The sequence below is a fragment of the Pseudoalteromonas sp. DSM 26666 genome (assembly GCF_900116475.1).
GTDB classification, from domain to species: domain Bacteria; phylum Pseudomonadota; class Gammaproteobacteria; order Enterobacterales; family Alteromonadaceae; genus Pseudoalteromonas; species Pseudoalteromonas tetraodonis.
On sequence record NZ_FPAR01000009.1, the window covers coordinates 83,248 to 107,490 of the forward strand.

19 protein-coding genes are annotated in these 24,243 nt (G+C 41.4%); 9 read left to right on the forward strand and 10 right to left on the reverse strand.

Features of this window, described 5'->3' with window-relative positions; genetic code table 11:
* Positions 1-24: 24 nt before the first annotated feature.
* The 7 genes from BM380_RS15170 to speD all read left to right on the forward strand — a co-directional run bounded on the left by BM380_RS15170 (position 25) and on the right by speD (position 7,232).
* The gene (locus BM380_RS15170) at positions 25-1,185 is read left to right on the forward strand and encodes an HDOD domain-containing protein (RefSeq protein WP_028835941.1); all 1,161 of its coding nucleotides are present in this window, start codon (positions 25-27) and stop codon (positions 1,183-1,185) included.
* 370 nt (positions 1,186-1,555) lie between these two features.
* Positions 1,556-2,761, forward strand: a complete 1,206-nt coding sequence (locus tag BM380_RS15175) for an aspartate aminotransferase family protein (RefSeq protein ID WP_013463826.1) — start codon at positions 1,556-1,558, stop codon at positions 2,759-2,761.
* Positions 2,762-2,845: 84 nt separating this feature from the next.
* A complete protein-coding gene (gene astA, locus BM380_RS15180) occupies positions 2,846-3,862 on the forward strand; it encodes an arginine N-succinyltransferase (RefSeq protein ID WP_028835942.1) in 1,017 nt (338 codons plus the stop codon).
* Between the two features lie 15 nt (positions 3,863-3,877).
* Positions 3,878-5,347, forward strand: coding sequence for a succinylglutamate-semialdehyde dehydrogenase (gene astD, locus BM380_RS15185; protein WP_090495059.1), 1,470 nt, complete (start codon positions 3,878-3,880; stop codon positions 5,345-5,347).
* Positions 5,348-5,484: 137 nt separating this feature from the next.
* Positions 5,485-5,823: a DUF3802 family protein gene (locus BM380_RS15190; protein WP_013463829.1), complete on the forward strand. Its 339-nt coding sequence runs from the start codon at positions 5,485-5,487 to the stop codon at positions 5,821-5,823.
* A gap of 95 nt (positions 5,824-5,918) precedes the next feature.
* A complete protein-coding gene (locus BM380_RS15195; protein WP_028835943.1) occupies positions 5,919-6,332 on the forward strand; it encodes an OsmC family protein in 414 nt (137 codons plus the stop codon).
* Positions 6,333-6,419: 87 nt separating this feature from the next.
* The gene (speD, locus tag BM380_RS15200; protein ID WP_013463831.1) at positions 6,420-7,232 is read left to right on the forward strand and encodes an adenosylmethionine decarboxylase; all 813 of its coding nucleotides are present in this window, start codon (positions 6,420-6,422) and stop codon (positions 7,230-7,232) included.
* Between the two features lie 63 nt (positions 7,233-7,295).
* Here the strand turns inward: speD and BM380_RS15205 are convergent, their stop codons facing one another.
* The 8 genes from BM380_RS15205 to cysG all read right to left on the reverse strand — a co-directional run bounded on the left by BM380_RS15205 (position 7,296) and on the right by cysG (position 17,287).
* Positions 7,296-8,633, reverse strand: coding sequence for a M24 family metallopeptidase (locus BM380_RS15205; protein WP_064663601.1), 1,338 nt, complete (start codon positions 8,631-8,633; stop codon positions 7,296-7,298).
* Between the two features lie 128 nt (positions 8,634-8,761).
* The gene (locus BM380_RS15210; RefSeq protein WP_058154035.1) at positions 8,762-10,033 is read right to left on the reverse strand and encodes an aromatic amino acid transport family protein; all 1,272 of its coding nucleotides are present in this window, start codon (positions 10,031-10,033) and stop codon (positions 8,762-8,764) included.
* 299 nt (positions 10,034-10,332) lie between these two features.
* Positions 10,333-11,103, reverse strand: coding sequence for a 3'(2'),5'-bisphosphate nucleotidase CysQ (gene cysQ / locus BM380_RS15215; protein ID WP_033103599.1), 771 nt, complete (start codon positions 11,101-11,103; stop codon positions 10,333-10,335).
* Positions 11,104-11,112: 9 nt separating this feature from the next.
* Complete coding sequence (cysC, locus tag BM380_RS15220; RefSeq protein ID WP_013463834.1) at positions 11,113-11,706, reverse strand: adenylyl-sulfate kinase; 594 nt, start codon at positions 11,704-11,706, stop codon at positions 11,113-11,115.
* A 33-nt stretch (positions 11,707-11,739) separates the two neighbouring features.
* On the reverse strand, positions 11,740-13,464 hold the full coding sequence (locus tag BM380_RS15225; RefSeq protein ID WP_090495061.1) for an SLC13 family permease: 1,725 nt from the start codon (positions 13,462-13,464) through the stop codon (positions 11,740-11,742).
* A gap of 34 nt (positions 13,465-13,498) precedes the next feature.
* Positions 13,499-14,923, reverse strand: a complete 1,425-nt coding sequence (cysN, locus tag BM380_RS15230; protein WP_028835949.1) for a sulfate adenylyltransferase subunit CysN — start codon at positions 14,921-14,923, stop codon at positions 13,499-13,501.
* The gene (cysD, locus tag BM380_RS15235) at positions 14,923-15,822 is read right to left on the reverse strand and encodes a sulfate adenylyltransferase subunit CysD (RefSeq protein ID WP_013463837.1); all 900 of its coding nucleotides are present in this window, start codon (positions 15,820-15,822) and stop codon (positions 14,923-14,925) included. The genes cysN and cysD overlap by 1 nt, the downstream gene beginning before the upstream one ends.
* Before the next feature lie 43 nt (positions 15,823-15,865).
* Positions 15,866-17,287, reverse strand: a complete 1,422-nt coding sequence (gene cysG, locus BM380_RS15240) for a siroheme synthase CysG (RefSeq protein ID WP_033103597.1) — start codon at positions 17,285-17,287, stop codon at positions 15,866-15,868.
* Between the two features lie 263 nt (positions 17,288-17,550).
* Here cysG and deoC point away from each other — a divergent pair, with 263 nt between their 5' ends.
* Together deoC and BM380_RS15250 are read left to right on the forward strand one after the other, a co-directional pair.
* The gene (deoC, locus tag BM380_RS15245; protein ID WP_058154042.1) at positions 17,551-18,303 is read left to right on the forward strand and encodes a deoxyribose-phosphate aldolase; all 753 of its coding nucleotides are present in this window, start codon (positions 17,551-17,553) and stop codon (positions 18,301-18,303) included.
* The gene (locus BM380_RS15250) at positions 18,287-18,787 is read left to right on the forward strand and encodes a hypothetical protein (protein ID WP_013463840.1); all 501 of its coding nucleotides are present in this window, start codon (positions 18,287-18,289) and stop codon (positions 18,785-18,787) included. The genes deoC and BM380_RS15250 overlap by 17 nt, the downstream gene beginning before the upstream one ends.
* Positions 18,788-18,843: 56 nt before the next feature.
* Here BM380_RS15250 and BM380_RS15255 read toward each other — a convergent pair whose 3' ends face one another.
* Positions 18,844-19,974, reverse strand: a complete 1,131-nt coding sequence (locus tag BM380_RS15255) for a CsgG/HfaB family protein (protein ID WP_013463841.1) — start codon at positions 19,972-19,974, stop codon at positions 18,844-18,846.
* Between the two features lie 133 nt (positions 19,975-20,107).
* Complete coding sequence (locus BM380_RS15260; RefSeq protein ID WP_090495062.1) at positions 20,108-24,097, reverse strand: hybrid sensor histidine kinase/response regulator transcription factor; 3,990 nt, start codon at positions 24,095-24,097, stop codon at positions 20,108-20,110.
* Between the last annotated feature and the right edge of the window lie 146 nt (positions 24,098-24,243).

Sequence of the window (24,243 nt, forward strand, 5' to 3'; positions counted from 1 at the left end):
ACTTTTTGCCCTAAGATAGAGCTTATGACCGACATATTGCAGCAACAGCGTATTGTTAATGTGCTAAACCAACGAGCGCATGATTTGCTACTGGGTCATAGTTTTGCCAATCAGCAAATTGGCTTTATTCATACCTTAGATCTTAATGACGGCAAACCCGTTAAAAAACGCACCTTATTAGAAGTAGAAGTAGCTGCGCAGCAAAAGCGCCAACAAAAAAGCTCTTCACATCAAAAGTTACAGGCTAAAACCAGTCAAAAACTCCATACCGTTATTGAAAGCGTGATTGCTAAACGTCTTGAAGACATCGATTTTGTGATTAAAGACACCATTGGCATAGAAGATAACGTGTGCGCCATACTCGATATACTGGCTACTCGCGCCGCCTCGGTTGGCCGTTTAGAGCCGCTAATTAACGATTTAAGTTGGTTGGGGCGAGAGCTGGTTACCTTAGTTAATTTACCCTTTTATCGTAAGCAGCGCAGTAAAACCACCTCAGTAAAAGTAGACTCGCCTGCATTAGCATTGCGTTATGTAGGGTTAGATAATTTACAGCTGGTAGTGCCTACCTTTGCTGTGCGTCATTGGATGCCACACAGCACAGAACCATTCACGTTATTAAAACGCAGGTTAAAAGACAACACCATGTCGTGTGCCATTGCAGCGCAAACGCTTGCCCAGCTTAACGGGGTAAACCCAATGCATGCGTTTACATTGGGCATGTTACTTAATGTAGGGCAAATTGCTTTAGTGCGCTTATACCTAAAAGTGTTTGATCAGGTATGGCAGCGCAAAGTACTGCGTGCTCGTGAAGAAGGTGATAAAAACCTACACACCGCGTTATTAGAGCTAAAACCAGATCCGTTATTTTTAACAACACTGCTACACGAAAAATCACTGCTTGTCAGCGCCAAGGTCATAGAAACCATGTCGTTCAAATATTTGCCCTTTAACAGTGTTATGCAGCAGTTAGTGAATGGGGTTGAAAAGGGCGATAGTTTATTGCCATTATCGCAAGTGATTTTAAAGGCTCGCTGTTATTCTCAATATTTAAATTTAAAAGAGCACCAGCTGATTGAAGACGATGAATTACAAAGCTGGTTTAGCTATTATCAGTTCACTAAAAAAGAGTTAGATACCCTAAAAACAGGTAATTTTACTAATTTGGCACTTCAAATTGATTAAATCTGTTAATTTTTTTGCGACTATTCATTCACTTTAATTCTACTTATTCATGTGTAGTTGATTTATAAGCGCCATGCTTTTTTCGTTGTAGAGGCGCTCACTAAGGTAAATGCACATCATAATTAGCTCTCAAATAGTTATTCACTATCTATGAAATAATATCTTAAGCCCTTTATTTTAAAGGGGTACATGAAAGTTTTTGAAGAGACATCCCCCTAAATTTCTGAAATAATGAGCGCCTGAAAATTGAACCACAACGTAGTTTCAGGCAAATATACAGTTATTAATTTTTGCCGGCACATTTGGTTATTAACAATAATCACACCCCTATTCTACTGCTTTGTGATGCACACAATTAAGAGGAAATAAAATGACAGTCAATCGCGAATTATTTGATCACGTAATGGTTCCTAACTACGCACCTTCAAGCGTAATTCCTGTTCGAGGCGAAGGCTCTCGTGTATGGGATCAACAAGGACGAGAGTTTATCGACTTTGCTGGTGGTATTGCCGTTAACTGTCTTGGCCATTGCCATCCTGCATTAGTGGGCGCATTAAAAGAGCAAGGCGAAAAAATTTGGCATTTATCAAATGTAATGACCAACGAGCCGGCACTTCGCCTAGCTAAAAAAATGGTTGATGCGACATTTGCTGAAAAAGTTTACTTTGCAAACTCAGGCGCAGAAGCAAACGAAGCGGCACTTAAGTTAGCGCGTCGTTTTGCGCTTGATAAATTTGGCGCAGAAAAATCGCAAATCATCGCCTTTAATAAAGGTTTCCATGGCCGTACATTCTTCACCGTTACTGTAGGCGGTCAAGCAGCCTATTCAGATGGGTTTGGTCCTAAGCCAGGCGACATTGTTCATTGTGATTACAATGACCTTGCCGCATTTGAAGCACTGATCAGCGATAACACCTGTGCGGTAATGATGGAGCCAATTCAAGGTGAAGGCGGTATCATTTCGCCAACTGACGAATTTGCACAGGGCGTTCGCGATTTATGTACTAAACACAACGCACTGCTTATTTTTGATGAAGTACAATCAGGTGTTGGCCGTACAGGTGAGCTATACGCATACCAAGGTTTAAACGTAGTGCCTGATATTTTAACCTCAGCAAAAGCTCTCGGTGGCGGTTTCCCAATTGGCGCTATGCTAACAACCACTGAAATTGCACAGCACCTCAAAGTAGGTACTCATGGTTCTACTTACGGTGGTAATCCACTAGCGTGTGCGGTTGCAGAAGCTGCATTTGATACTGTAAATAACCCAGAAGTTTTAGCAGGCGTTAAAGCAAAGTCGGCGTTATTTACTGAGCTATTAAATGCCATTAACGACAAGTACAACGTATTTAGTGAAATTCGTGGCCAAGGTTTATTAATTGGTGCTGTGGTAAACGAGCAATACAAAGGCCGTGCAAAAGAGTTTTTAGTTGCCGGTACTGAGCATGGCTTAATGTCATTGGTTGCTGGTGCTGATGTGGTTCGTTTCACACCTTCTTTAGTAATACCAGAAGCGGATATTCGCGAAGGTATGGCACGCTTTGAAAAAGCAGTAGCCCACGTTGTAAATGCGTAATTGCTAATTCAACTTCTTTAGGGGCAAACGTAGTTTGCCTTGCAGTTCCTATTTACCGTTATATATAAGGGAGTAAGCGGATTCATGATGATCCTTCGCCCAATCCAAAAAAGTGATTATGCAGCTTTAGTAACCATCGCCGACGAGTCGGGACATGGCTTTACTTCTTTGCCTAATAATGAAGAGTTATTACAAAAGAAGATAGCGCATTCAGTTAACTCATTTACAAAAACGACATCACAACCAGGTGATGAGGGTTACTTATTTGTTCTTGAAGATACTGAAACTGGTGAAGTAGTCGGTACTTCAGGTATTGAAGCCGCAGTTGGCTTAGATGACGCATTTTATCATTATCATTTGAGTAAAGTGATTCACTCTTCGCGCACGCTAGATGTGTATAAAGCGGTAGATATTCTCACCCTTTGTAATGACTACACTGGGGCGACAGAGCTGTGCACACTGTTTTTAAAAAACGGCTATCGTAAAAATTGTAACGGTAAGCTGCTTTCAAAAGCACGTTTTATGTTTATAAAACAGCATCAACAACGCTTTGCACAAACCGTTATTGCAGAAATGCGCGGTGTATCTGACGAAAACGGTAGTAGCCCATTTTGGCAGTGGCTTGAAGAGCACTTTTTCTCTATGGACTTCCCAACGGCAGATTATCTGACGGGAATAGGGCAAAAAGTATTTATTGCTGAGCTTATGCCTAAATACCCAATTTACGTCAACTTATTGAGTAAAGACGCGCAAGCGGTTATAGGTCAAGTGCATGACAATACGCGCCCTGCAATTCAACTATTAAAAAGTGAAGGTTTTACTTTTAATGGTTACGTTGACATTTTTGATGCGGGCCCAACCGTTGAAGCAAAAGTAGATAACATTGCGACAATTCGCAATGCACAAAACTTTAGCGTTGAAATTGGCGAAATGACAGGCGATACCATGGTGTTGTTAGCCAATGACAAACTTGAAGACTTTAGAGCAACAGTAGCGCCAATGGCATTTGATGAGCGATCAAACAGCCTAGTGCTTACGCAAGAACTTGCTGATGCATTACATTTGAAATCGGGCGATTTTGTTACGGCTACCCCAGTTTAATTTAGGAGAAAGTATATGACTCATCCTGCACAATTTATTAATGGTCAATGGTCACCAGGCCAAGGCACCGAATTTAACTCAGTTAACCCTGCAAATAACGATGTTATATGGCAGGCATCAGCTGCAAGCGCTGAGCAAGTAGATAGCGCCGTAGCCTCTGCGCGTGAAGCATTTTATAGCTGGGCTGATAAAAGCTTTGCTGAGCGCTTAGAAATTGTAAAAACCTTTGCTGCAACGTTAAAAGAGCATAGCGAAGAGTTGGCTGTGGCAATAGCTCAAGAAACAGGTAAGCCACTTTGGGAAACGCGTACTGAAGCGGGTGCCATGGTCGGAAAAATTGCCATTGCTGAAAAAGCATTTTTAGAGCGTACCGGCGACGTTGAAAACGCGATGCCGCAAGGCCGTGCGATGATCCGCCATAAGCCACACGGTGTTGTTGCTGTATTTGGTCCTTATAACTTCCCTGGGCATTTACCAAATGGCCACATTGTACCTGCACTTTTAGCTGGTAATACCGTGGTATTTAAACCCTCTGAACTAACACCTATGGTGGCTGAGCTAACCCTTAAACTATGGGAAAAAGCCGGTTTACCAGCAGGGGTTATTAACCTTGTACAAGGTGAGGTTGAAACAGGTAAAGCATTGGCGTCACACAAAGGCATTGATGGTTTATTCTTTACAGGTTCTTCTCGTACGGGTCATATTTTACATGAACAGTTCGCAGGTCAACCAGGTAAGATTTTAGCGCTTGAAATGGGTGGTAATAATCCGCTAATCGTTAAAGATGCAGAAGATACGCTTGCTGTTGTGCACGATATTGTGCAATCTGCGTTTATCTCAAGCGGCCAACGCTGTACGTGTGCGCGTAAATTGTTTTTACCAACAGGTGCTAAAGGCGATGAAATTTTAGCACGCCTAATTACAGCCACTAAAGCAATCAAAGTTGGTAATTATGACGATGCTGACCAACCATTTATGGGCTCTATGATTTCAACGGCCGCTGCCGCTGGAATGGTTAAAGCACAAGATGAGTTAAAGGCCATGGGTGGCGAAGTGCTGGTTGAACTTGAGCACACAGCAAACACTGGTTTTGTTACACCGGGTATTATTGAGTGTACAAATATCAATGACTTCCCAGATGAAGAGCATTTTGGTCCGCTTCTAAAAGTATTCCGTTTTGATGACTTTGACCAAGCAATTGATAAAGCAAACGACACGAGCTTTGGTTTATCAGCAGGCTTACTAAGTGATAACCAAGCCGATTACGATCATTTCTTACGTCGTATCCGTGCGGGGATTGTTAACTGGAACCGTCCTATTACCGGTGCATCAAGTGCAGCGCCGTTTGGCGGTATTGGTGCCTCAGGTAACCACAGAGCAAGCGCTTATTATGCCGCTGACTACTGTGCATACCCTGTTGCGTCTGTGGAACTTGAAAAAGTAACCATGCCAGCAACACTAAGCCCAGGTTTAAAAATCGATTAATCGATTTTTTAAACTAGTAATAAATCACTAAAAAAGCAGCTTCAGCTGCTTTTTTTGTACTGCAATCTCACAAAGCTAGCAATTATCAGTGCTTTCTGCTTAAATTAAGCAACCAGTATTTTTGAGGTAAGTAGACAATGGTTTTAAACAGGCAAGGGTACGATGACTTAATAATGTACCTAACTCAGAACTTAGCGTTGTTTGAAAAACCAGGTGAAATAAAGCCAGGTGCACCAACGGTTATTGAGTTAATTGAAGATGTAATTGCCGAAAATGTCATACGCATTTGTCAACAACACCCCGATCTATCTACAGAGCAGCGTAGTCAAATTGTACGCGAAGTTGATGGCATTGTTTACGACTTACAAGAAGTACTCAGCAGTGTGACTTCTCACACCGTCACAGTCGAACAGCATGCTTTTATTGATGAGTTTGCAGGGCTAGTCAAAAACTTATTTGATAACGCTATTAGTTAATATTTCCCCCTTTAAAACCACGCTTTATTCGCTATTTAATTTTAAATGCGCGCGAGTGTCTGCGTGTAATGAATATAAATTATTGAGATAAAACAATGCAAGCAAATGTAAAATGGGTTGAAGGTAATACTTACATCGGTCGCTCTAGCAGTAATCATAATGTCGTGTTTGATGCGGGCAGTGACGGAGCAGCACCTAGCCCAATGGAAATGGTATTGATGTCGGTTGGTGGTTGTTCATCGGTTGATGTGGTGAGTATTTTAAAAAAAACTAAGCAAGAGTTCTCATCAGTAGATGTGCAGTTAACCGCTGAACGAGCAGAAACAGCCCCGCGCGTGTTCACCAAAATTAATTTACACTTTGTTGTAACCGGTAATAATGTGTCTGAAAAGCACCTAGAAAGAGCGGTTTCGCTTTCGGCAGAAAAGTATTGTTCAGTTGCATTAATGCTTGATAAAACAGTAGAAATTACCCACAGCCATGAAGTTGTTCAAGATCAGGGAAAATAACGCTTTTTCCGTGAGTAAAATTCGTATAAAATCCGCGAACTTTTCATTCTGCAGGTGCAGATTTCACTAATTTATAGGTTGGTTTATATGAACAAACCCTTCGATAAACTTAAACTTCATGGCTTTAATAATTTAACTAAAAGCCTAAGCTTTAGTATTTACGATATTTGCTATGCAAAAACAGAGCAACAACGTAAAGAATATATAGAATATATCGATGAGCAGTATAGTGCAGATAGACTAACCGACATTTTAGGTGATGTGGTTGATATTATTGGTGCCAATATTTTAAATATTGCACGTCAAGATTACGAGCCACAAGGTGCCAGCGTAACTATTTTGGTTTCAGAAGAGCCGGTAGAAGAGCAGCAAAATTATGATGCTGACGAAGCACCAGGGCCGTTACCTGACTCAGTGGTTGCACACCTTGATAAAAGCCACATTTGTGTTCACACGTACCCTGAAGCACACCCTGATGATGGTATTTGTACTTTCCGTGCTGATATTGAAGTATCAACCTGTGGCATTATTTCGCCACTTAAAGCGTTAAACTTCTTAATCCATAGCCTTGAGTCAGATGTGGTTACAATTGACTACCGTGTACGTGGCTTTACCCGCGATATTAACGGCGTTAAACATTACATTGACCATGCAATTAACTCGATTCAAAACTTCATGACAGAAGATACTAAAGAAGCGTACCAAATGATGGACGTGAACGTGTATCAAGAAAACCTGTTTCATACCAAAATGATGTTAAAAGAAACCGATTTAAATACGTATTTATTTGGTTTATCTACTGATGATTTGTCAGATGACGAAGAAGAAGAGATTCGCTCAAAACTAACACGTGAAATGCAAGAAATATTCTATGGTCGTAATCTGCCAGATACAGAATAATAGCAACGCATTAAATAAAAAATGGCGCTCACTGAGCGCCATTTTTGTATGTGTTGTTTAATGCTACTTAATCAGTAATAACTCGGTTTGTCGGCCATTTAGATACCACACACCGGTTTTATCAAATAGGGCGTCTTCTTCTAGCATTATTCTTATTTCTTTATTCCACGGCTTTATAAACACCGCATTGTTAAGCTCAATAGAATAAGCGGTATTTAAATGCAGTGGGTAATCGCCATCACCCGGCACACCTTGCTGTGAATCCCACATGCCTAATGTCGTGCCAGCTGCATGGCCATGATAGCCAAGCGGGTGCGTATAAATAGTGGGTTTTAAACCTTGTGCAATGGCTTTTTCGCGGGCGGCTTTTAATACCTGATTACCCGTTTTCCCAGCTGTAAATTCAGCCGTAAAAATGTCCTGTAGCTTATTACCCTTTTTTAACGCATCAACAAGGTAATCTGGGGCTTTTGTCTCGCCTGGTTTTAAAACATACGCATGTTGTTGAGTGTCGGTATTTAGGCGTAAATACGTAATACCAAAATCAACATGCAGTAAATCGCCAGCTTGAATAACATTGTCGGCATAGCCATTGGTAAAACTGTCTTCGTGGTGGAACGATTTACTGTCGGCGCGTTGTATTGCAATACTTGGGTGAAACCACGTTTGCAGTTTAAGCTCCCTTACGCGCTCTCTAAACCACCATACTAAGTCGTCGCTGGTTGTTTTGCCCACCGTAATTACTTTATTTGAAAAGCCCTCAGCAATAATAGAATGAGCAATAGCAACAATGTGTTTGTACATGTCCACTTCTTCTGGAATGCGTTGCTCTAACCATGCAACAGCCAGCGGCTCGGCTGAGGTTATTTTATTTTTATATGTCGCAGGTAAGTTGGCCATTAAAGTGGTGTAATCGCCAAGCACTAAGCCATCAGCGTGTGCCCAGTCTGTAGATGTATTGAGAGCAATATTTCGCGGTTGGTATTGCTCAATAAGCTCATTAAGGGCAAGCCACTGATTGGGCTGGGCTTGCTTGTCCCATGCCTTTTTAAACACATTCCCTATTTTATAAGGCGCAATAGCAAAAGCATCTACAGCCCCTGAGGCATTGCGTGCTAGCACTAAAATGGTGGTGCGTCTTGCCGACAACCACGTTGCTGGCAGCATGGTTTTTAATATCGGATCTTCATTATATTCGCGGCTTATCATTAGCCACATATCTATATTGTGTTGCTGCATTAATGTGGGTAATAACGTATTGATGCGTTTTTCGGTAATGCTATCGATAAACGCGGCCCTGTTTTTCATTGATAAAATAGTCGGGGACTCAGCGGCTTTAATTACAGGGCTAAGAAGTATGAGTATAAAGGCTAATAAAAAAACGCATTTATTGTTTTGCATAGTTGGCTTATTTTTAGGCGAATATATAAGCTAACATCTCACAAGCAATACGATAAAAAAATCATTTGCGATAAACCGCAGGCACAAAAAAGCCCAGCAAAATACTGGGCTTTTTAGAGTCAAAACGTTTAGCTAAGCATGCTGTACAGTAACGCACACACGGCTAACGAACCGACCGCCAGTACAAATAAGGTACTTAAACGGTTACGGTATTTTTGTAAGCTAGGTACTTTGTAAACCGCAATCATTGGCATAATGAATAAAATCATCGCAATGATTGGGCCCGATAACTGATCCATCATATCTAGTATGCTTGGGTTTTTAACCGCGCAGAACCAAATAGCAAAAAACATCAGTACCGCACCCACTTTGTCAGCCACTTTAGGGCTCATGCTTGAGTGTTTAGTTACTAATCCGGTAAAGCTTTCGCGCGCCCCTAAAAAGTGACCTAAAAACGACGACATTATCGCAATAAAGGCAACCAAAGGTCCCAGCGTTGCAATGAATGAGTTTTCTGTAATATTAGCTAAGTAAGACAAAACAGAAACGTTTGCCGCTTTAGCTTCTGCCATTTGTTCACCGGTAAGTGATAGCACACATGAGAACACAAATAACAAAACAAAGGTGATCAGTAATAAACTAGTGCGCTTTAAAATCGCTTCTGACTTAGACGTTGCCAGTTCACCGTAGTGGCTGCGTTGTTTATTAACAAAGCTTGAAATAGCCGCTGCATGGCTAAACGAAAATACAATAATAGGAATTGATAACCAAAGTGTTTTACTAAAGCTGCCTAGCTCAGGCAAACTTGTATCCGGCATTTGCCAGCTTGGGATTAAATACAGCGATAAAAAGAATAATATACCCACTAACGGATACACTAAAATAGCAAAGGCGCGCAGCATTAAGCGCTCACCGCCCATCATTAAGCCAATCATCAGCGCAACTAAGATACCCGATAACGCAACGCGTGACGGCGACTCCATCCCTAGCTGATTGACCATAAAGCTGTCTACCGTATTGGTTAAACCCACACCGTAAATAAGCAAAATAGGAAAAATTGATAAAAAGTATAACAAGGAGATCAGTCGACCCGCATTTACGCCAAAGTGCTCTTCTACCACATCGGTAAAATCAGCCTCTTTATTTTTTGACGATAATACAAAACGCGCCAAGCCACGGTGGGCTAAAAAGGTCATCGGAAAGGCTAAACACGCCATAATAATCAGCGGCCAAAAACCACCAATACCAATGTTAATCGGTAAAAATAAAATACCTGCACCTACTGCGGTGCCAAAAAGGCTCAGTGTCCACTGCGTATCATGCAGGTTCCATTTTGATTTAGACGTGTGTGCGTCTTGTGTTGGTGCATTTGAAAGCGTTGCACCTTGAGATGTTGTCATGTGTGTGTATCCATTATTTATCATAATAATTGCGCCGAAGAATATAGTTTTTAGGCACTCATTTCATGTGTTTTTATGTCTTGGATATAAATTTGTTGTAGCGTATTAGTTACTGACTGTCACGAATATGAAACAGTGTTTAAAAGCTGCGCAATTAGTGCAGGAGTATGCCGCGAAATGAGTGAATAATCATCACTTTTGGAGTTAAGAGTGTGAGGAAAATATTTATATGTATTTGTTAAAGTGGTAAATACTTGTTGGGTTTCGGCTCGCTCAACCCAACTTACGCTCAACTGCCTTTATTCTTCGAGTGCTGATACCACAAAAAATGGATTCAAATACTCATCTTTGGTGTTGTACAAAAGCGGGCTGCCATCAAGTTGAGTGACTTTAGCGCCGGCTATTTCAGCGATGGCGTGGCCTGCGCCGGTATCCCATTCACAAGTTGGGCCTAAGCGCGGGTATATGTCGGCGCTGCCTTCGGCGACTAAACACAGTTTCAGTGAGCTGCCTTTTGACACCATTTCAACCTCATCAAAGCGTTTTACAAATTCAGCTAAATCAGGGGAAGGGTGCGAGCGGCTACCTACAACACGAATAAGGCCTTTGTTAGGCTTGGTGGTCACTTTAAGCTCGATGCGCTCATCGCCTTTATCTTTAAAAGCACCAATGGCTTCGGCGGCTAAATAAGATACACCCAGTGCAGGGGCATCAACCACGGCTAAAACCGGTTTGCCATTTTCGATTAGGGCAATATTAACGGTAAACTCGCCGTTCTTTTTTATAAATTCTTTGGTGCCATCGATTGGGTCAACCAGCCAGTAGCTTTTCCATGTTTGGCGTACATCCCAACCAATATCGGCACTTTCTTCACTAAGCACAGGAATATCGGGGGTGAGCTCTTTTAGTCCTGCACTAATGATCTTATGAGCTGCTAAGTCGGCGTCGGTTACAGGGCTTTCATCGGCTTTGTACTCAACGTTAAAGTCTTTATTGTAAATACCCATAATCGCGCTTCCCGCTTTGCGGGCGAGAATAAGGGTTTCTTCTAGCAGTTCAGTTTGGTTCATTACATGGGCCTATAGTATATGCTGATGTTTTAGATACGTTATCAGCTGAGCTACCGATTGGTCTAGGGTGTTTTTACTGGTATCTAAAATTATTTCAGGATTAACCGGCGGCTGGTAAGTTGAATCAATCCCAGTAAAGTGTTTAATTTCACCGGCGCGCGCCTTTTTATATAAGCCTTTTGGATCGCGGCTTTCGCACACCTCAAGAGGGGTGTCGATAAAAACTTCGATAAATTCACCCTCATCTACTAATTCACGAACCATGTCGCGCTCAGCTTTAAAAGGAGATATAAACGCAGTAAGGACTAACAAACCAGCGTCAACCATTAGCTTGGCGGTTTCGCCTACGCGGCGGATATTTTCAACGCGATCGGCATCGCTAAAGCCTAAATCTTTACATAAACCATGGCGTACATTGTCGCCATCAAGTAGGTACGTGTGCGCGCCTTGCTGATTGAGTGCCGCTTCTAGTGCATTAGCGACGGTGCTTTTACCTGAGCCAGAAAAACCAGTAAACCATATAATAGCGCTCTTATGCTTTTTTTGTTCGCTGCGCTGTACTTTAGTGGTGGCGTAATTATGCCAAACAATATTGTTATCCATTTGCTGTGTCTCTTTATGCTATAAGCGCGGGCATTAAAACGGAAATACCAGCGGGATCAAAGTCAGTACGGTAATTGAATAAATAATAGAAAGGGGTAGCCCCATCATTACATAGTCTTTTAGTCGGTAGTTACCCGCGCTATAAACCATTAAGTTAGTTTGATAACCAAAAGGTGAAATAAAGCTGGCTGAGGCACCAAATGCAACCGCCATAATAAACGGCAAAGGTTCTACGTTAAAGCCAATAGCCAATGAGTAGGCAACCGGAAACGACAGTGCCGCTGCGGCGTTATTAGTGATCAATTCGGTAAATAATACCGTCATTAAAAAGATTGCGATAAACGCGCCATAAGGGCCAAAGTCGCCAAGCACTACAAACATGGCATCTGATATTTGCCCAGCAAGGCCTGTGCCTATCATCAGCTTAGCTAAACCTATGGCACTGCCTACTACGGCAAGTAACTCAATAGGAAAGCGGCGTTTTATTTCGCTCAGCTTAATAGTACCACACAGCATGAGGCCAATAAGTAACACTAACAAGCCTTTAACCAGCGGTACGGCGCCTAAAATACTTAACCCCAGCACACCTGCAAAACTTAACAATACAATGTTTGATTGTTTTGCACCGAGGTGGGTTTGTAAATCAAGCCCTGAAATATACACAAATTCGCGCTTTAAGTTAGTTAAGTCATAAAAGCTTTTACCAGGGGCGAGGATTAATGAATCACCCGCTTGTAAGCGCACTTGTCCAAGCCCGCCTTGTAAGCGGTCGTGACCACGGCGAATAGCAATAACGGCCGCATGAAATTGCTCTCTAAAGCGGGCTTCTTTTACCGTTTTGCCAATTAACTTAGACGACTGACTAACGACAACTTCAACGAGGTGCTCTATGTCTTTTTCGTGTTTGTCATGCACCACTTTTAAGCCGTCAAAGCGAGTGAGCAAAGGTACCGACTTTATATCGCCTACAAACAGCAGTATGTCGTCTTGTTGAATAATATGTTGGGGGGTCACGGCGCAAATGCGATTGCCATCGCGAATAATTTCAGCCAAAAACAAGTCTTTTAAATCGCGTAAACCGTTTTCTTCTACGGTGCGGTTTATTAGTTTAGAGCCGGTTTGTACTTTCCCTTCTAAATAAAAAGGCACCACTTCTTGGCTATTTTTACCGTTGTCGGGCAGGCATTTTAGCATAACTAAAATAGTGATTAAGCCCACACTGAGTGCGCCTAAACCCACTAAGGTAAAATCAAAAAAGCCTAATGGCGCCATCCCCGCATCTACTGCAAAGCCATTTACGATTAAGTTAGTAGAGGTACCGATGAGTGTAATAGTACCGCCTAAAATTGCGGTGTACGACAAGGGTAGCAACAGCTTTGAAGGGGAGTGGTTTGGGTTATCTTTTATGGCGGTAATTAAGGAGGCAACCACCGCGGTATTGTTAGTAAAGGAAGACAAAAACGCTGTAGAAAGCCCAAGCTTGGTCACTGATTTAACTAAACTGCCACTGGATAACGATTTAGCTAAGCGTTGAATAAGCGTGGTTTTTTCTATCGCTATCGACACTAAAATTAATAACACTAAGGTAATTAATGATGGGTTAGTATAATTAACCAGCATGTTTTCTAAGTCAATTAACCCCGCTAGGTAGCTGGTGCCTATGGCACTGACAAATAACCACGCAGGGTTAATACGGGTGCCAAATAGGCACCCGACTAAAAGCAACATAATGCCTGTTAAAATGAGCTGTTCTACCATGCTTTAAATATTCCTAACAGGCGGTTATTAAACGTTATAGCTTTGAAATATCAAGCGCTTGCCAATGTGGAAAGTGCTTGCGTACGAGGGCATTAAACTCAACTTCAAAGTCGCTAAATTTACCCGCATTTTCTTCACTTTGTAGTACCTGTTCTATCATTCCTGCTGCAACCGTTAAGTTTGATAAACGGTCAATAAGAATAAACGAACCTGTTTCGTGATTGTGATGGTACTGATCCGCTAAAATAGTCTCGGTGAGCTCCAGTGTCACAATCGCAATTTCGTTTAACTGTAATGAATCTGCGCTGCCATGCTCTAGGGTGTTTACATCAATAGTGTGGTCTATTTTAGTGACCATAGCCGAGGTGTTTTTGCTGCCTAGTTTTAGGTTATAGCTTTTACCTAGTACTAATGGCGATTCGTGCATCCACACAATTTTAGCCTGTAATTGGTTGGTTACTTGCGCTTGCGAATTCGCAGGCACAATAACGTCCCCTCGGCTAATATCTATTTCAGTATTAAGAGTAACCGTGATTGCTTGGCCTGCTTCGGCGGTGTCGAGGTTGCCATCAAAAGTCACAATCTCTTTAATGTTAGATGTTTTACCTGAAGGCAGTACTTTTATCTCATCGCCAACGCGTAATTTACCTGAGGTCAGCGTGCCTTGAAAACCACGGAAGTTTAAATTAGGGCGAACCACATACTGCACCGGAAGGCGCGCTTCAAAACCAGTGTCGATTTCAGCTGCCGGAGAGTCTTCTAACAGCTCAAGCAATGGTTTGTCGGTGTAATAAGGAGTGTGTGCAGAGCGAGTTACTACATTATCGCCTTTAAGCGCCGACATAGGCACAAACTTAATGTTTGATACGTTAAGTTGCTCGGCAAATTTTAAATAATCGGCTTTAATTTTTTCATAAACGGTTTCGTCAAAATCAACAATATCCATTTTGTTAACCGCAACCACAAACTGTTTGATGCCTAATGAGTCACAAATAAAGCTATGGCGCTTAGTTTGTACCTGCACGCCATAACGTGCATCCACTAAAATAATGGCAACATCACTGGTTGATGCACCCGTTACCATGTTACGGGTGTACTGCTCATGCCCAGGGGTGTCGGCAATAATAAACTTACGCTTAGCGGTTGAGAAATAACGGTACGCTACGTCAATTGTTATGCCTTGCTCACGCTCAGCTTGTAGGCCATCAACTAACAATGCTAAATCAAGTTCTTCACCGGCATTACCTACTTTTTCGTTATCTTTATGAAGTGCAGCTAGCTGATCTTCATAAATTTGGTGACTATCGTGCAGTAGGCGTCCAATTAGGGTTGATTTACCGTCATCCACACTGCCACACGTTAGCATACGTAATAAGCTTTTATCTTGTTGACGTGCTAGGTAAGCGTCTATACCAATTTCTTTTACTTCGTTAAATGTATCGTTATTTAGGTTAGACATTAGAAATACCCCTCACGTTTTTTCTTCTCCATAGAGCCTGCTGAATCATGATCAATCACCCGACCTTCACGTTCAGATGACGACGATAGCAACATTTCTTCAATAATTTCTGTTAGGCTGCTTGCCGTTGATTCAACCGCGCCAGTGAGTGGATAACAGCCTAAGGTTCTAAAGCGAACCGACTTCATTTGCGGTACTTCACCTTCATTAAGCGGCATGCGATCGTCATCTACCATGATTAAGGTACCGTCGCGTTCTACTACAGGGCGCTCTTTAGCAAGGTACAGTGGCACCATTTCGATATTTTCTTGATAAATGTATTGCCAAATATCTAGTTCAGTCCAGTTAGATAGTGGGAATACTCGAATACTCTCACCTGGATTCACTTGGCTGTTATAGGTATTCCAAAGCTCAGGACGTTGGTTTTTAGGATCCCAGCGATGGTGTTTATCACGAAATGAATACACGCGCTCTTTAGCCCGTGATTTTTCTTCATCACGGCGTGCGCCACCAAATGCTGCATCAAAACCGTACTTATTCAGCGCTTGCTTTAAGCCTTGAGTTTTCATGATATCGGTATGTTTACCCGAACCATGGGTGAATGGGCCTACACCCATTTCGATGCCTTCAGGGTTTTTGTGTACAATTAAATCAAAGCCATACTCTTTGGCTAAACGGTCGCGAAACTCAATCATTTCACGAAACTTCCAGTTGGTGTCTACGTGTAATAACGGAAACGGAATTTTTGCAGGGTAAAATGCTTTACGAGCTAAGTGCAAAAGTACCGATGAGTCTTTACCGATTGAGTAAAGCATAACTGGGTTCTCAAACTCAGCGGCGACTTCGCGCATGATTTTGATACTTTCAGCTTCAAGTTGCTGAAGGTGAGTTAAAGCCATTGTTGGTCGTCCTACTAAAATGATTAAATTAAAATCTGTTAAACTACGCTACGTCTGTCAGCGGTTGAGCAAAGCTACTGATCTGTGCTTTTTCGCCAAACCAGTGTAATTCTTGATGCAGCGAAGCTACTTCACCAATAATCAGTAAAGCGGGTGAAATAATTTGATGCTGCTCAATGAGCTGTGCTAATTGGTCTAACTGTCCTGTGACAACACGTTGATTTTTGCGTGTGCCGTTTTCAATTATGGCCACTGGTGTTGTTGCTGCTCGCCCATGTTTTAATAGCTCGGCTTGAATATGCGGCGATTTAATTACCCCCATATAAATAGCCAGTGTTTGGTTTTTTTGTGCAAGCGACTGCCAATTAAGTTCTTGTCCTTCTTTTTTGCAGTGTCCGGTAACAAACTGAATAGCCTGAGCATGGTCGCGATGCGTTAAAGGAATACCTGCGTAGGCACTACATCCCGCGGCTGCCGTTATACCTGGCACTATTTGGTAATTTACGTTATTGGCTGCCAGTACTTGGACTTCTTCGCCACCACGGCCATAAATAAATGGGTCGCCCCCTTTAATTCGGCACACTTTTTTACCTTGTTGTGCTAAATCAACCAACATCTTATTTGTATCTTCTTGAGCTACGCTGTGATCGCCTAAGCGCTTACCCACACAGATTAAATCGGCATCGCGACGCACTAATTCCATGATCTCATCGGATACCAAGTAATCATATACCACCACATCGGCTTGTTGCATTAGTTGCAGCGCTTTTAGTGTGAGTAGCTCTGGATCGCCAGGGCCTGCACCGACTACGTATACTTCGCCTTCTGGTTCAACTTTGGCATCTAGCATTTGCTCTAGTTGTTGCTCAGCGCCATGGGTATCACCGGTTTGGACTTTGCTTACTACTGATGAATCAAACACGCCTTCCCAAAATTGGCGACGATCAGCAAAATGTTTAAAGCGTTGCTTTACTTTATGGCGAAAGCCACCGACCAAGTTAGCGAGTGGGCCGATATGCTGCGGAATAAGTGTTTCGAGCTTTTCACGTAAGCGCCTTGCTAAAACCGGCGCGGTACCTGCACTTGAAATCGCAATGGTAATTGGGTTGCGATCAACAATAGAGGGGAAAATAAAGGTACATTTAGGTTGATCATCCACCACGTTTACAAACACATTACGCGCATTGGCGAGTTCAAATACGGTGTTATTTACTTCATCGTTGTCGGTGGCGGCAATAATCAAAATTTTGCCATCAAGATGCGACTCTTCAAAATAGGCATCTATTAATGTTACTTCATCATTATGCGCATGTTCTTTTAATTCTTCGCAAAACCAAGGAGCAACTAGCGTTACATCGGCGCGTGCTTTTAAAAACGCACGGCATTTTCGCAAGGCAACCTCTCCACCGCCAACAACCAATACGGGTTTGTTGTCGAGTTTGGTAAAGATAGGTAAATATTGCACTGAATAACGCCCCTAAAAATAATAAAGTGTTTAACTGAGAAGCAGAATATAGTGGCTATTGATAAGTAAAAAATAATTAAATCTTAGTTGATATTCTTAAAAGTTATATCAATCATGTTTTTTAGGTCTAAATCGTATTTAGTAAGGGGTAGAGTGACATTTAGTATAAAAAACGCGCTTATAGTGTTTGGTTATGAGCTATAGCAAGTTTAAGCTATGATGCTCTTATATAGTTTAAGGTCACACAATTTCATAGGCATAAAATGACAAACAATACTCAAAACGCCACGCTAGCCGTTAGCTTAATGGACTTAACCAGTTTAAACACTGATGATAGTCAAGCCAGTATTAACGCATTAGTAAACAGTATAAACCCTAAGCTAGGCACGCCTGCTGCGCTTTGTGTGTTTAGTGAATTTGTTGATGACGCTAAAATAGCACTTGCTAATCGCTTATTGAGCCATGTAAAGGTGGCCACCGTAACTAACTTTCCCTCTGGTGATGCGCCACTCAATGAAGTACTCAATGAAACCCTGATAGCCATAGAGCGGGGGGCCGATGAAATTGACCTAGTTATTCCTTATAAAGCGCTTTTAAAAGGTGAAGCAGATACCGTGCTGGAATACGTGAGTGAAAGTAAAAAGGTATGTGGCAGCCGTGCTAAGCTCAAAGTGATCATTGAAACTGGCGAGCTAAAAACAGCAGCATTTATTACTCAAGCAACCGAGCTTGCCATTCAAGGCGGGGCTGATTTTGTAAAAACTAGTACAGGAAAAGTAGCGGTGAATGCCACGCTTGAAGCGACTGAAATAATGCTTAAAGCCATCAAAAAATCATCAAAGCGAGTTGGTTTTAAGGCTGCTGGTGGAGTCAAGACCGCAGTAGATGCAAATGCTTATTTGCAACTAGCAACCGAGATTATGGGGCATGATTATTTAGCACCAGATACATTTAGGTTTGGCGCTTCATCGCTGTTAAATGACGTTTATAAGGTGTTGAATGAAGCGCAGCAGTGATGCCGAAAAACAACAATTAGAGCACGATGCGGCCAAGTTGTTTTTGCGATGTTATGAACAGCAAACGGGAATTCATATGCGCCATATTTGGCACAATGAACCAAATAGACCCGATGTAAGCTGTTATCAAGAAAATCAGCAACTCGATATAGAGGTGGCGCATTTATACGCCAGTGAAACGGAAGCCATGGCCGTGTTAGGCCGGCCACTGTCGATACAAATGCAGCGTGATTTAGCCGACATGGCGCAACAACCAAGCGAACACCGGTTGCAATCAGCGTTGGAGCGCTTATTAAAACAAAAAGCGACTAAGCGTTATTATTCAAAGCGTACGTGGTTGTTAATTCGTAACGCTAGTACTATTTGGCATAAGAGCGACTTTGAAGCGGCAGTCAAAAAAGTATGTTTTCCAAATACCCATCAATTTGAACAAATATGGTTACTGTGTGATTTTTATCGCGGTGAGTTATTACGAGTAGATTAAAAGCGGCTATAGAGTAGCCGCTTTTTTATTGCTTAATTAAAAATCAAAGGTGCTGATTAGTTAAACTTAAACATGTTGCCTAAGCTTTCTAGCCCTGACTGTTGAGTTTTTGCTAAACATTTTGAGTCATCTAAAGATTTCTTTGTTGTTTCATCGGCAAGGCCCGTTACTTTCAAGCTCTTCTCTTGTTGATACTCGCGCAGTGCTAATACAGTTTGACGGTCGTACTTAACGTCTTCAGTTTCAAACTCTTCATAATTAGGTTGGTTTTTTAAATACCCTAAGCAAACCAAGTTCATACGAGACATAGCCAAGTCCATTTTTTCGTAATGTGGCATTCTATGATTCGGCACATCGACAGCGACGGCAGCAGGTGCTGCTTTTTTACTAGTTACTTTTGGCGGCGGTGGCGCTGTATAGCCTGCTGCAAGCGTGTTGTTTTGGTTATAGCGATAATAGGTATCTGGAATTTTAGTTTCTAAAAATTCAACGGCTTTAATTATTACTTCTCGTAGTGCCTTTTCTTTTGGAGTGTCTGACCAACCACTAAGGCTTCCTCCAACGAGTGCGCCACCAAAGTTAGTCGCTGCGCTGGTAAAATCAAAATCTTTGCTACCACCCTCAACGCTAGTTGCAGCTAAAATACGTGAAGTGCGTGTATCAATTAACCTTAGGTCAATAGCCATATGCGATCCAGAAAAGCCAGCTGAAACAGAACTAAACACATCACCAATAAAGCCGCCTGAACCAACACTTGCCCCTGAACTGTCATCATCAAATTCAGTAACCGCTGCAACGACGACAATCTCAGCGCCTTCAATTTCGCCATACGCAGCACCCGATTGTGCACTCACTCTGCCTGATACAGCTAAATCTTGCTCTGAAAGTACAGCGTCTAGTGCTTGGCGCTCTAATACAATAAAGCGATTAGTGCCAACAAGTGCGGTGGTAAGTTGATCTGCCATACCTTCACCAATTTCTTTTCGCCACCATCTAGAGTTATTCGACTTATCAGTGAAACGGGCCACGGCGATACGTGCTTTAGGGCCATTGTATTGCTGTTTGCTTACTTCATTAATGTCAGGCGAGTTTTGATTTGAAGTAACGTTTGTTGAGGTGCTTTGGCATGCGCTTAAGCTGGTTATTAATGCTGTGGCAAGTAGCGTTTTTTGTATGGATGAGAGCATAGGATTTTCCTTAATTTATGTGCTTAATTACATTTGTAGTTATTTTTTTAGCAATGGCTAATTAAGGTTAATTTAAATAAATCAGTAGCTTAAAAATAGTACTCAGGCGAAAGCTTTGAGTACACACGCGAAGCTAATTACTTTTACATGTTTGCGCTTCTCTGTATTGTTTTGGTGTAAGTGAATATTTGGCTTTGAAACAACGGGCAAAGTAACTTTGAGAACTAAAGCCGGTGTTATCTGCAACTAAACCTATGGTTAAGTCGCTATCAGTTAATAATTTTGCTGCATATTCTAAGCGGGTATTGCGAATGTAATCGCTGGGTGTAATGTCAAAAAGTGCTTTCATTTTTAATTGCAGTGCACGAGGGCTCAAACACATTGCACTGGCAAACTCTTCCACGCTAAACAGTTCATTTTGGTAATTTTCACGCAAGATTGTTTTTAAGCGTTCTGTAAACGTGTAATCTTTATTCTGCTCTATTTGTGCATCTAAGGTCACAGCATGTGCTTGGGCTGATAACTGTTTTATTAGGTGCTTATTTAACGCATCACGGATGCCTAATAAGCCATGAACCCGACTTTTTAATAATGATGCTTCAAAGGGTTTACACAGGTAGTCATCGGCCAGTAAATCAAGCCCCTTTATTCGGCTGCGATTGTCTGCTTTGGCAGAGAGTAATAAAACAGGGATATGATTAATAGAGATATCTGAGCGAATGGCACTGAGAAGTTGATATCCATCCATCGTAGGCATCATTACGTCACTGAGCACTATATCGGGCATTTGAGTTTGGCACAGCACTAGCCCTCCTTCTCCATTGATAGCGGTGAGGCAGGTGTAGTTATCACTAAATAATGAAACCAGTAACTCACGCATTTCCTCGTTATCTTCAACAATGAGTAGTTTTTTGTTGTTTTCTACCAGCATAGTATGAGAGGACGCTAGTTGTTTATCCGTTAATAAGTTATCTGATTCACACAATGGCAACGTGACTGTAAAACAACTTCCTTTGTTTATTTTACTGGCTAATGAAATTTGCCCGTCGTATTGCTCTACAAGCTGCTTAACCAGAGCGAGACCTATACCACTGCCTGTTTGGTTGTGTGTTGCAATACGAGTAAAGCGTTCAAAAATAAGCGCTTGCTGGTGCTCTTCAATACCAATACCAGTATCAGATACCGTTATAACAACATTATTGTTTGTGTTAGAAAGCGTTAGATTAACGGTTCCATCTGATGGGGTGTATTTAAGTGCATTGGTCAATAAATTATCAATAATAGATAAAGTATGTTTAGTTTCTAAATTTATGTAACTAGGCTGTTGCGTCGTATCGTTAAAGGAAAAATTAATATTTTTTTGGGCAAACAAAATAGCAAAGTCGTCTACTATTTGCGCTACAAAAGGGCTTAAAGAATAAGCGGATACATACTCTGTAGCCGAACTTGGACGCTGACTTAACTGTAATAACTCATTGATTAAATTAAGAAGGCGGTGCCCGTTGCGCTTAATTATAGAAACTTGTTGTTGTGCTTGAGCACCAAGTTGTTGCTGTTGTAAGTTTTCTACTGGCGCTAAAATTAAGCTCAATGGCGTTTTAAGTTCATGACTAATGTTATCTAAAAATTGGGTCTTTAGTTGATTGAGCTTTCTTTCTTGTTGAATGAGTTGCTCTGCGGTTTTAGCTCGATAGCGTGACGCTAAAATTAACCATGTAATAATCAAAACTATTATAAAATAAGCCACATAGGCTAATTGCGTTTGCCACCAAGGAGGCGTTACTGTCAGCTTTAGCATAGTGTGAACTTTGCTCCATTGCCCGTATTGATCTTTTACTTTTAATTGTAATTGATAGTTACCTGCACTTAGCTGTGAATAGTTAACTTGTCGTTGGCTTGCATCGGTATAGATAAATTGCTTATCTAAACCATTTAGCTTGTAAGCATACTGGTATTGATTAGCCGATGAAGCGTTATTAATGGCGGCATATTTAAAGCCAATGACCCCTTGGCTGGTTGGAAAAGAGAGTTTTTTAGTATGGTTTATTAGTTTTGCGGGCTGTTTTTGATCTGTTAGATAGTTTTTTGTTTTACTTGCTTGGTTGTAAATTAATAGCTCAGTTAATACTGGGGTTGGGGCTGAAGTACTCAGTTGCAGTTTACTAGGGTAAAACTGATTAAAGCCATTGATTCCGCCAAAAAATAGCTCGCCATCAGGTGCTTGAAAAGCGGCACCTAAAATAAACGAATTATGCTGCACGCCGTCACGAGGTAAAAAATGCTGCATAGCTTGATTCGTGGGATTATAGCGAGTCAGTCCTTGGTTACTGCTTAGCCATAAGTAGCCTTTACTATCATCTTTAATGGCAAAAATATTATCGTTTAGTAATCCATCATGTTCGGTAATGTAAGAGATTTTTTGTGTTTTTTTATCAAGGCGGTTTAAACCACCAAAGGTACCCACCCATAAAGTATCGTTATTTTGCAGGTGCAAAGAGGTGACCATATTATGGCTTAAACCCGTTTGCGATGCCTGATTGGCGGGGTAATGAGTAAATGATTCATCTTCCATGCTTAGATAATCTAAACCTGCACGCGTCCCGACCCATAATCCGTTCGCATTTTGATCAAAAAGCAGAGTAAACACGGTATTGTTAGCAAGACTATTAGTCGAGTCGTCGTGCTTGTAATGTTGAACCTCTAAGGTGTCGGGATTAAAGCGTGTTAAACCTTGATTGCTACCTAGCCATAAATTTCCTTTAGGATCGCTCGTTATCGCATAAACACGATCGCTGCTAAGCTGATGGCTTTGCATTGTATAGGTAATAAAATTATCTTCAGTTGGTTTATATTGCAGTAATCCGCCGCCATAAGTGCCAATCCAAAGTCGCTGCTTGTTATCTTCATGCAGGCTAAAGACATTATTATTGGTTAGGCCGCTTTGTAATTTTGAGTTAACTTTATAGTGCTTAAAACCTGTGTCGGTTTGTTTGTTTAAACCGTCACGAGTACCAACCCATAATTGGCCTTGTGTATCTTTGAGTAGAGCGCGAACAAAATTATGACTAATGGTATTGTCATCATCGCTCAAGTGCTGTTGATGCGAAAATTGATTTTGCTTTTTATCATAACGTTGTAACCCATAGCCATCTGTACCAATCCAAATGATACCGAACCGATCTTGATAAAGTGACAATAGGTAATCATTAGCAAGCCCATTTAGTTGCTGCTTATTGTGCGGTATGTGCTGAAAATTATTTTTAGATGTACTTTGCTCTGTTTTGTAAAATAAACCTTTACCATAACTTGTTAGCCACAAGGTATCGGTGTCGTCAACTAAGATATCGGTGATCCATACACCTGCAAACTGAGCAAACTCTAGAAAAGCCTCTGTTGTTGGAATAAATAAGCTAAGGCCTTGTTTGCTTGCTAGTAATAGCTGCCCTTGTGTATTTAATTGCAGCCGCCATAAATTTTTATGACTTCCCGCAATGTGATTAAAGGTTTTATGCTTTGGGTTAAACTTAATTAATCCTTCGTTGGTTGCTAACCAGACATTTTGTTGAGTATCTATAACAATATCTTGTATGACGGTATTAGCTTGCTCGGGGCTATTATAGCTAAACGACTCTACTTCATTCTTAACTATATTTAGACGCGTTAACTTTCCATGCTCATGGCCTAACCAAATATTATTTAGACTATCTGAAGCTAATGACCAAATGCGATTATCAGTAATAGCCAACTCAGTTTGCGTATTAAAAACCTTAAATTGACCGGTTTGAGTATCAAGTAAGTTTAAACCATTACTGGCTGTAGAAAACCAGATAGCATGTTGATCGGCAGCCAGACAATCGGTGACCCAGTTTCCTGAAATGCTAGCCTCAGTAGGGTGAGACTTAAAGCGTTTAAACTCATAACCATCAAAGCGATTAAGACCGCCTTGTGTCGAAAACCAGTGAAACCCTTGCTTGTCAGTGATACTGCAAGTAATCGAATTTTGCGATAACCCCTGTTCACTAGAATATGTATCTAAGTGAATAGGGCGCGCGACGAGTGCACTGTGAAATAAGCATAAAACGCTTAGAATCACGATTTTGTAAAGTGTATGAAGTAAATGCACCCGCTTCCTTGTGCTATTAATATTCCTAAAAGTGAAACAATCATAAACTGCTTTTTTATTAATGTTAAGTTTGATTTTGAGTGTGGCCAATGAGATTTTAAGTTATGGGTATCTTTTTACTCTTGTGTTAATGAATTGCGTAAGTA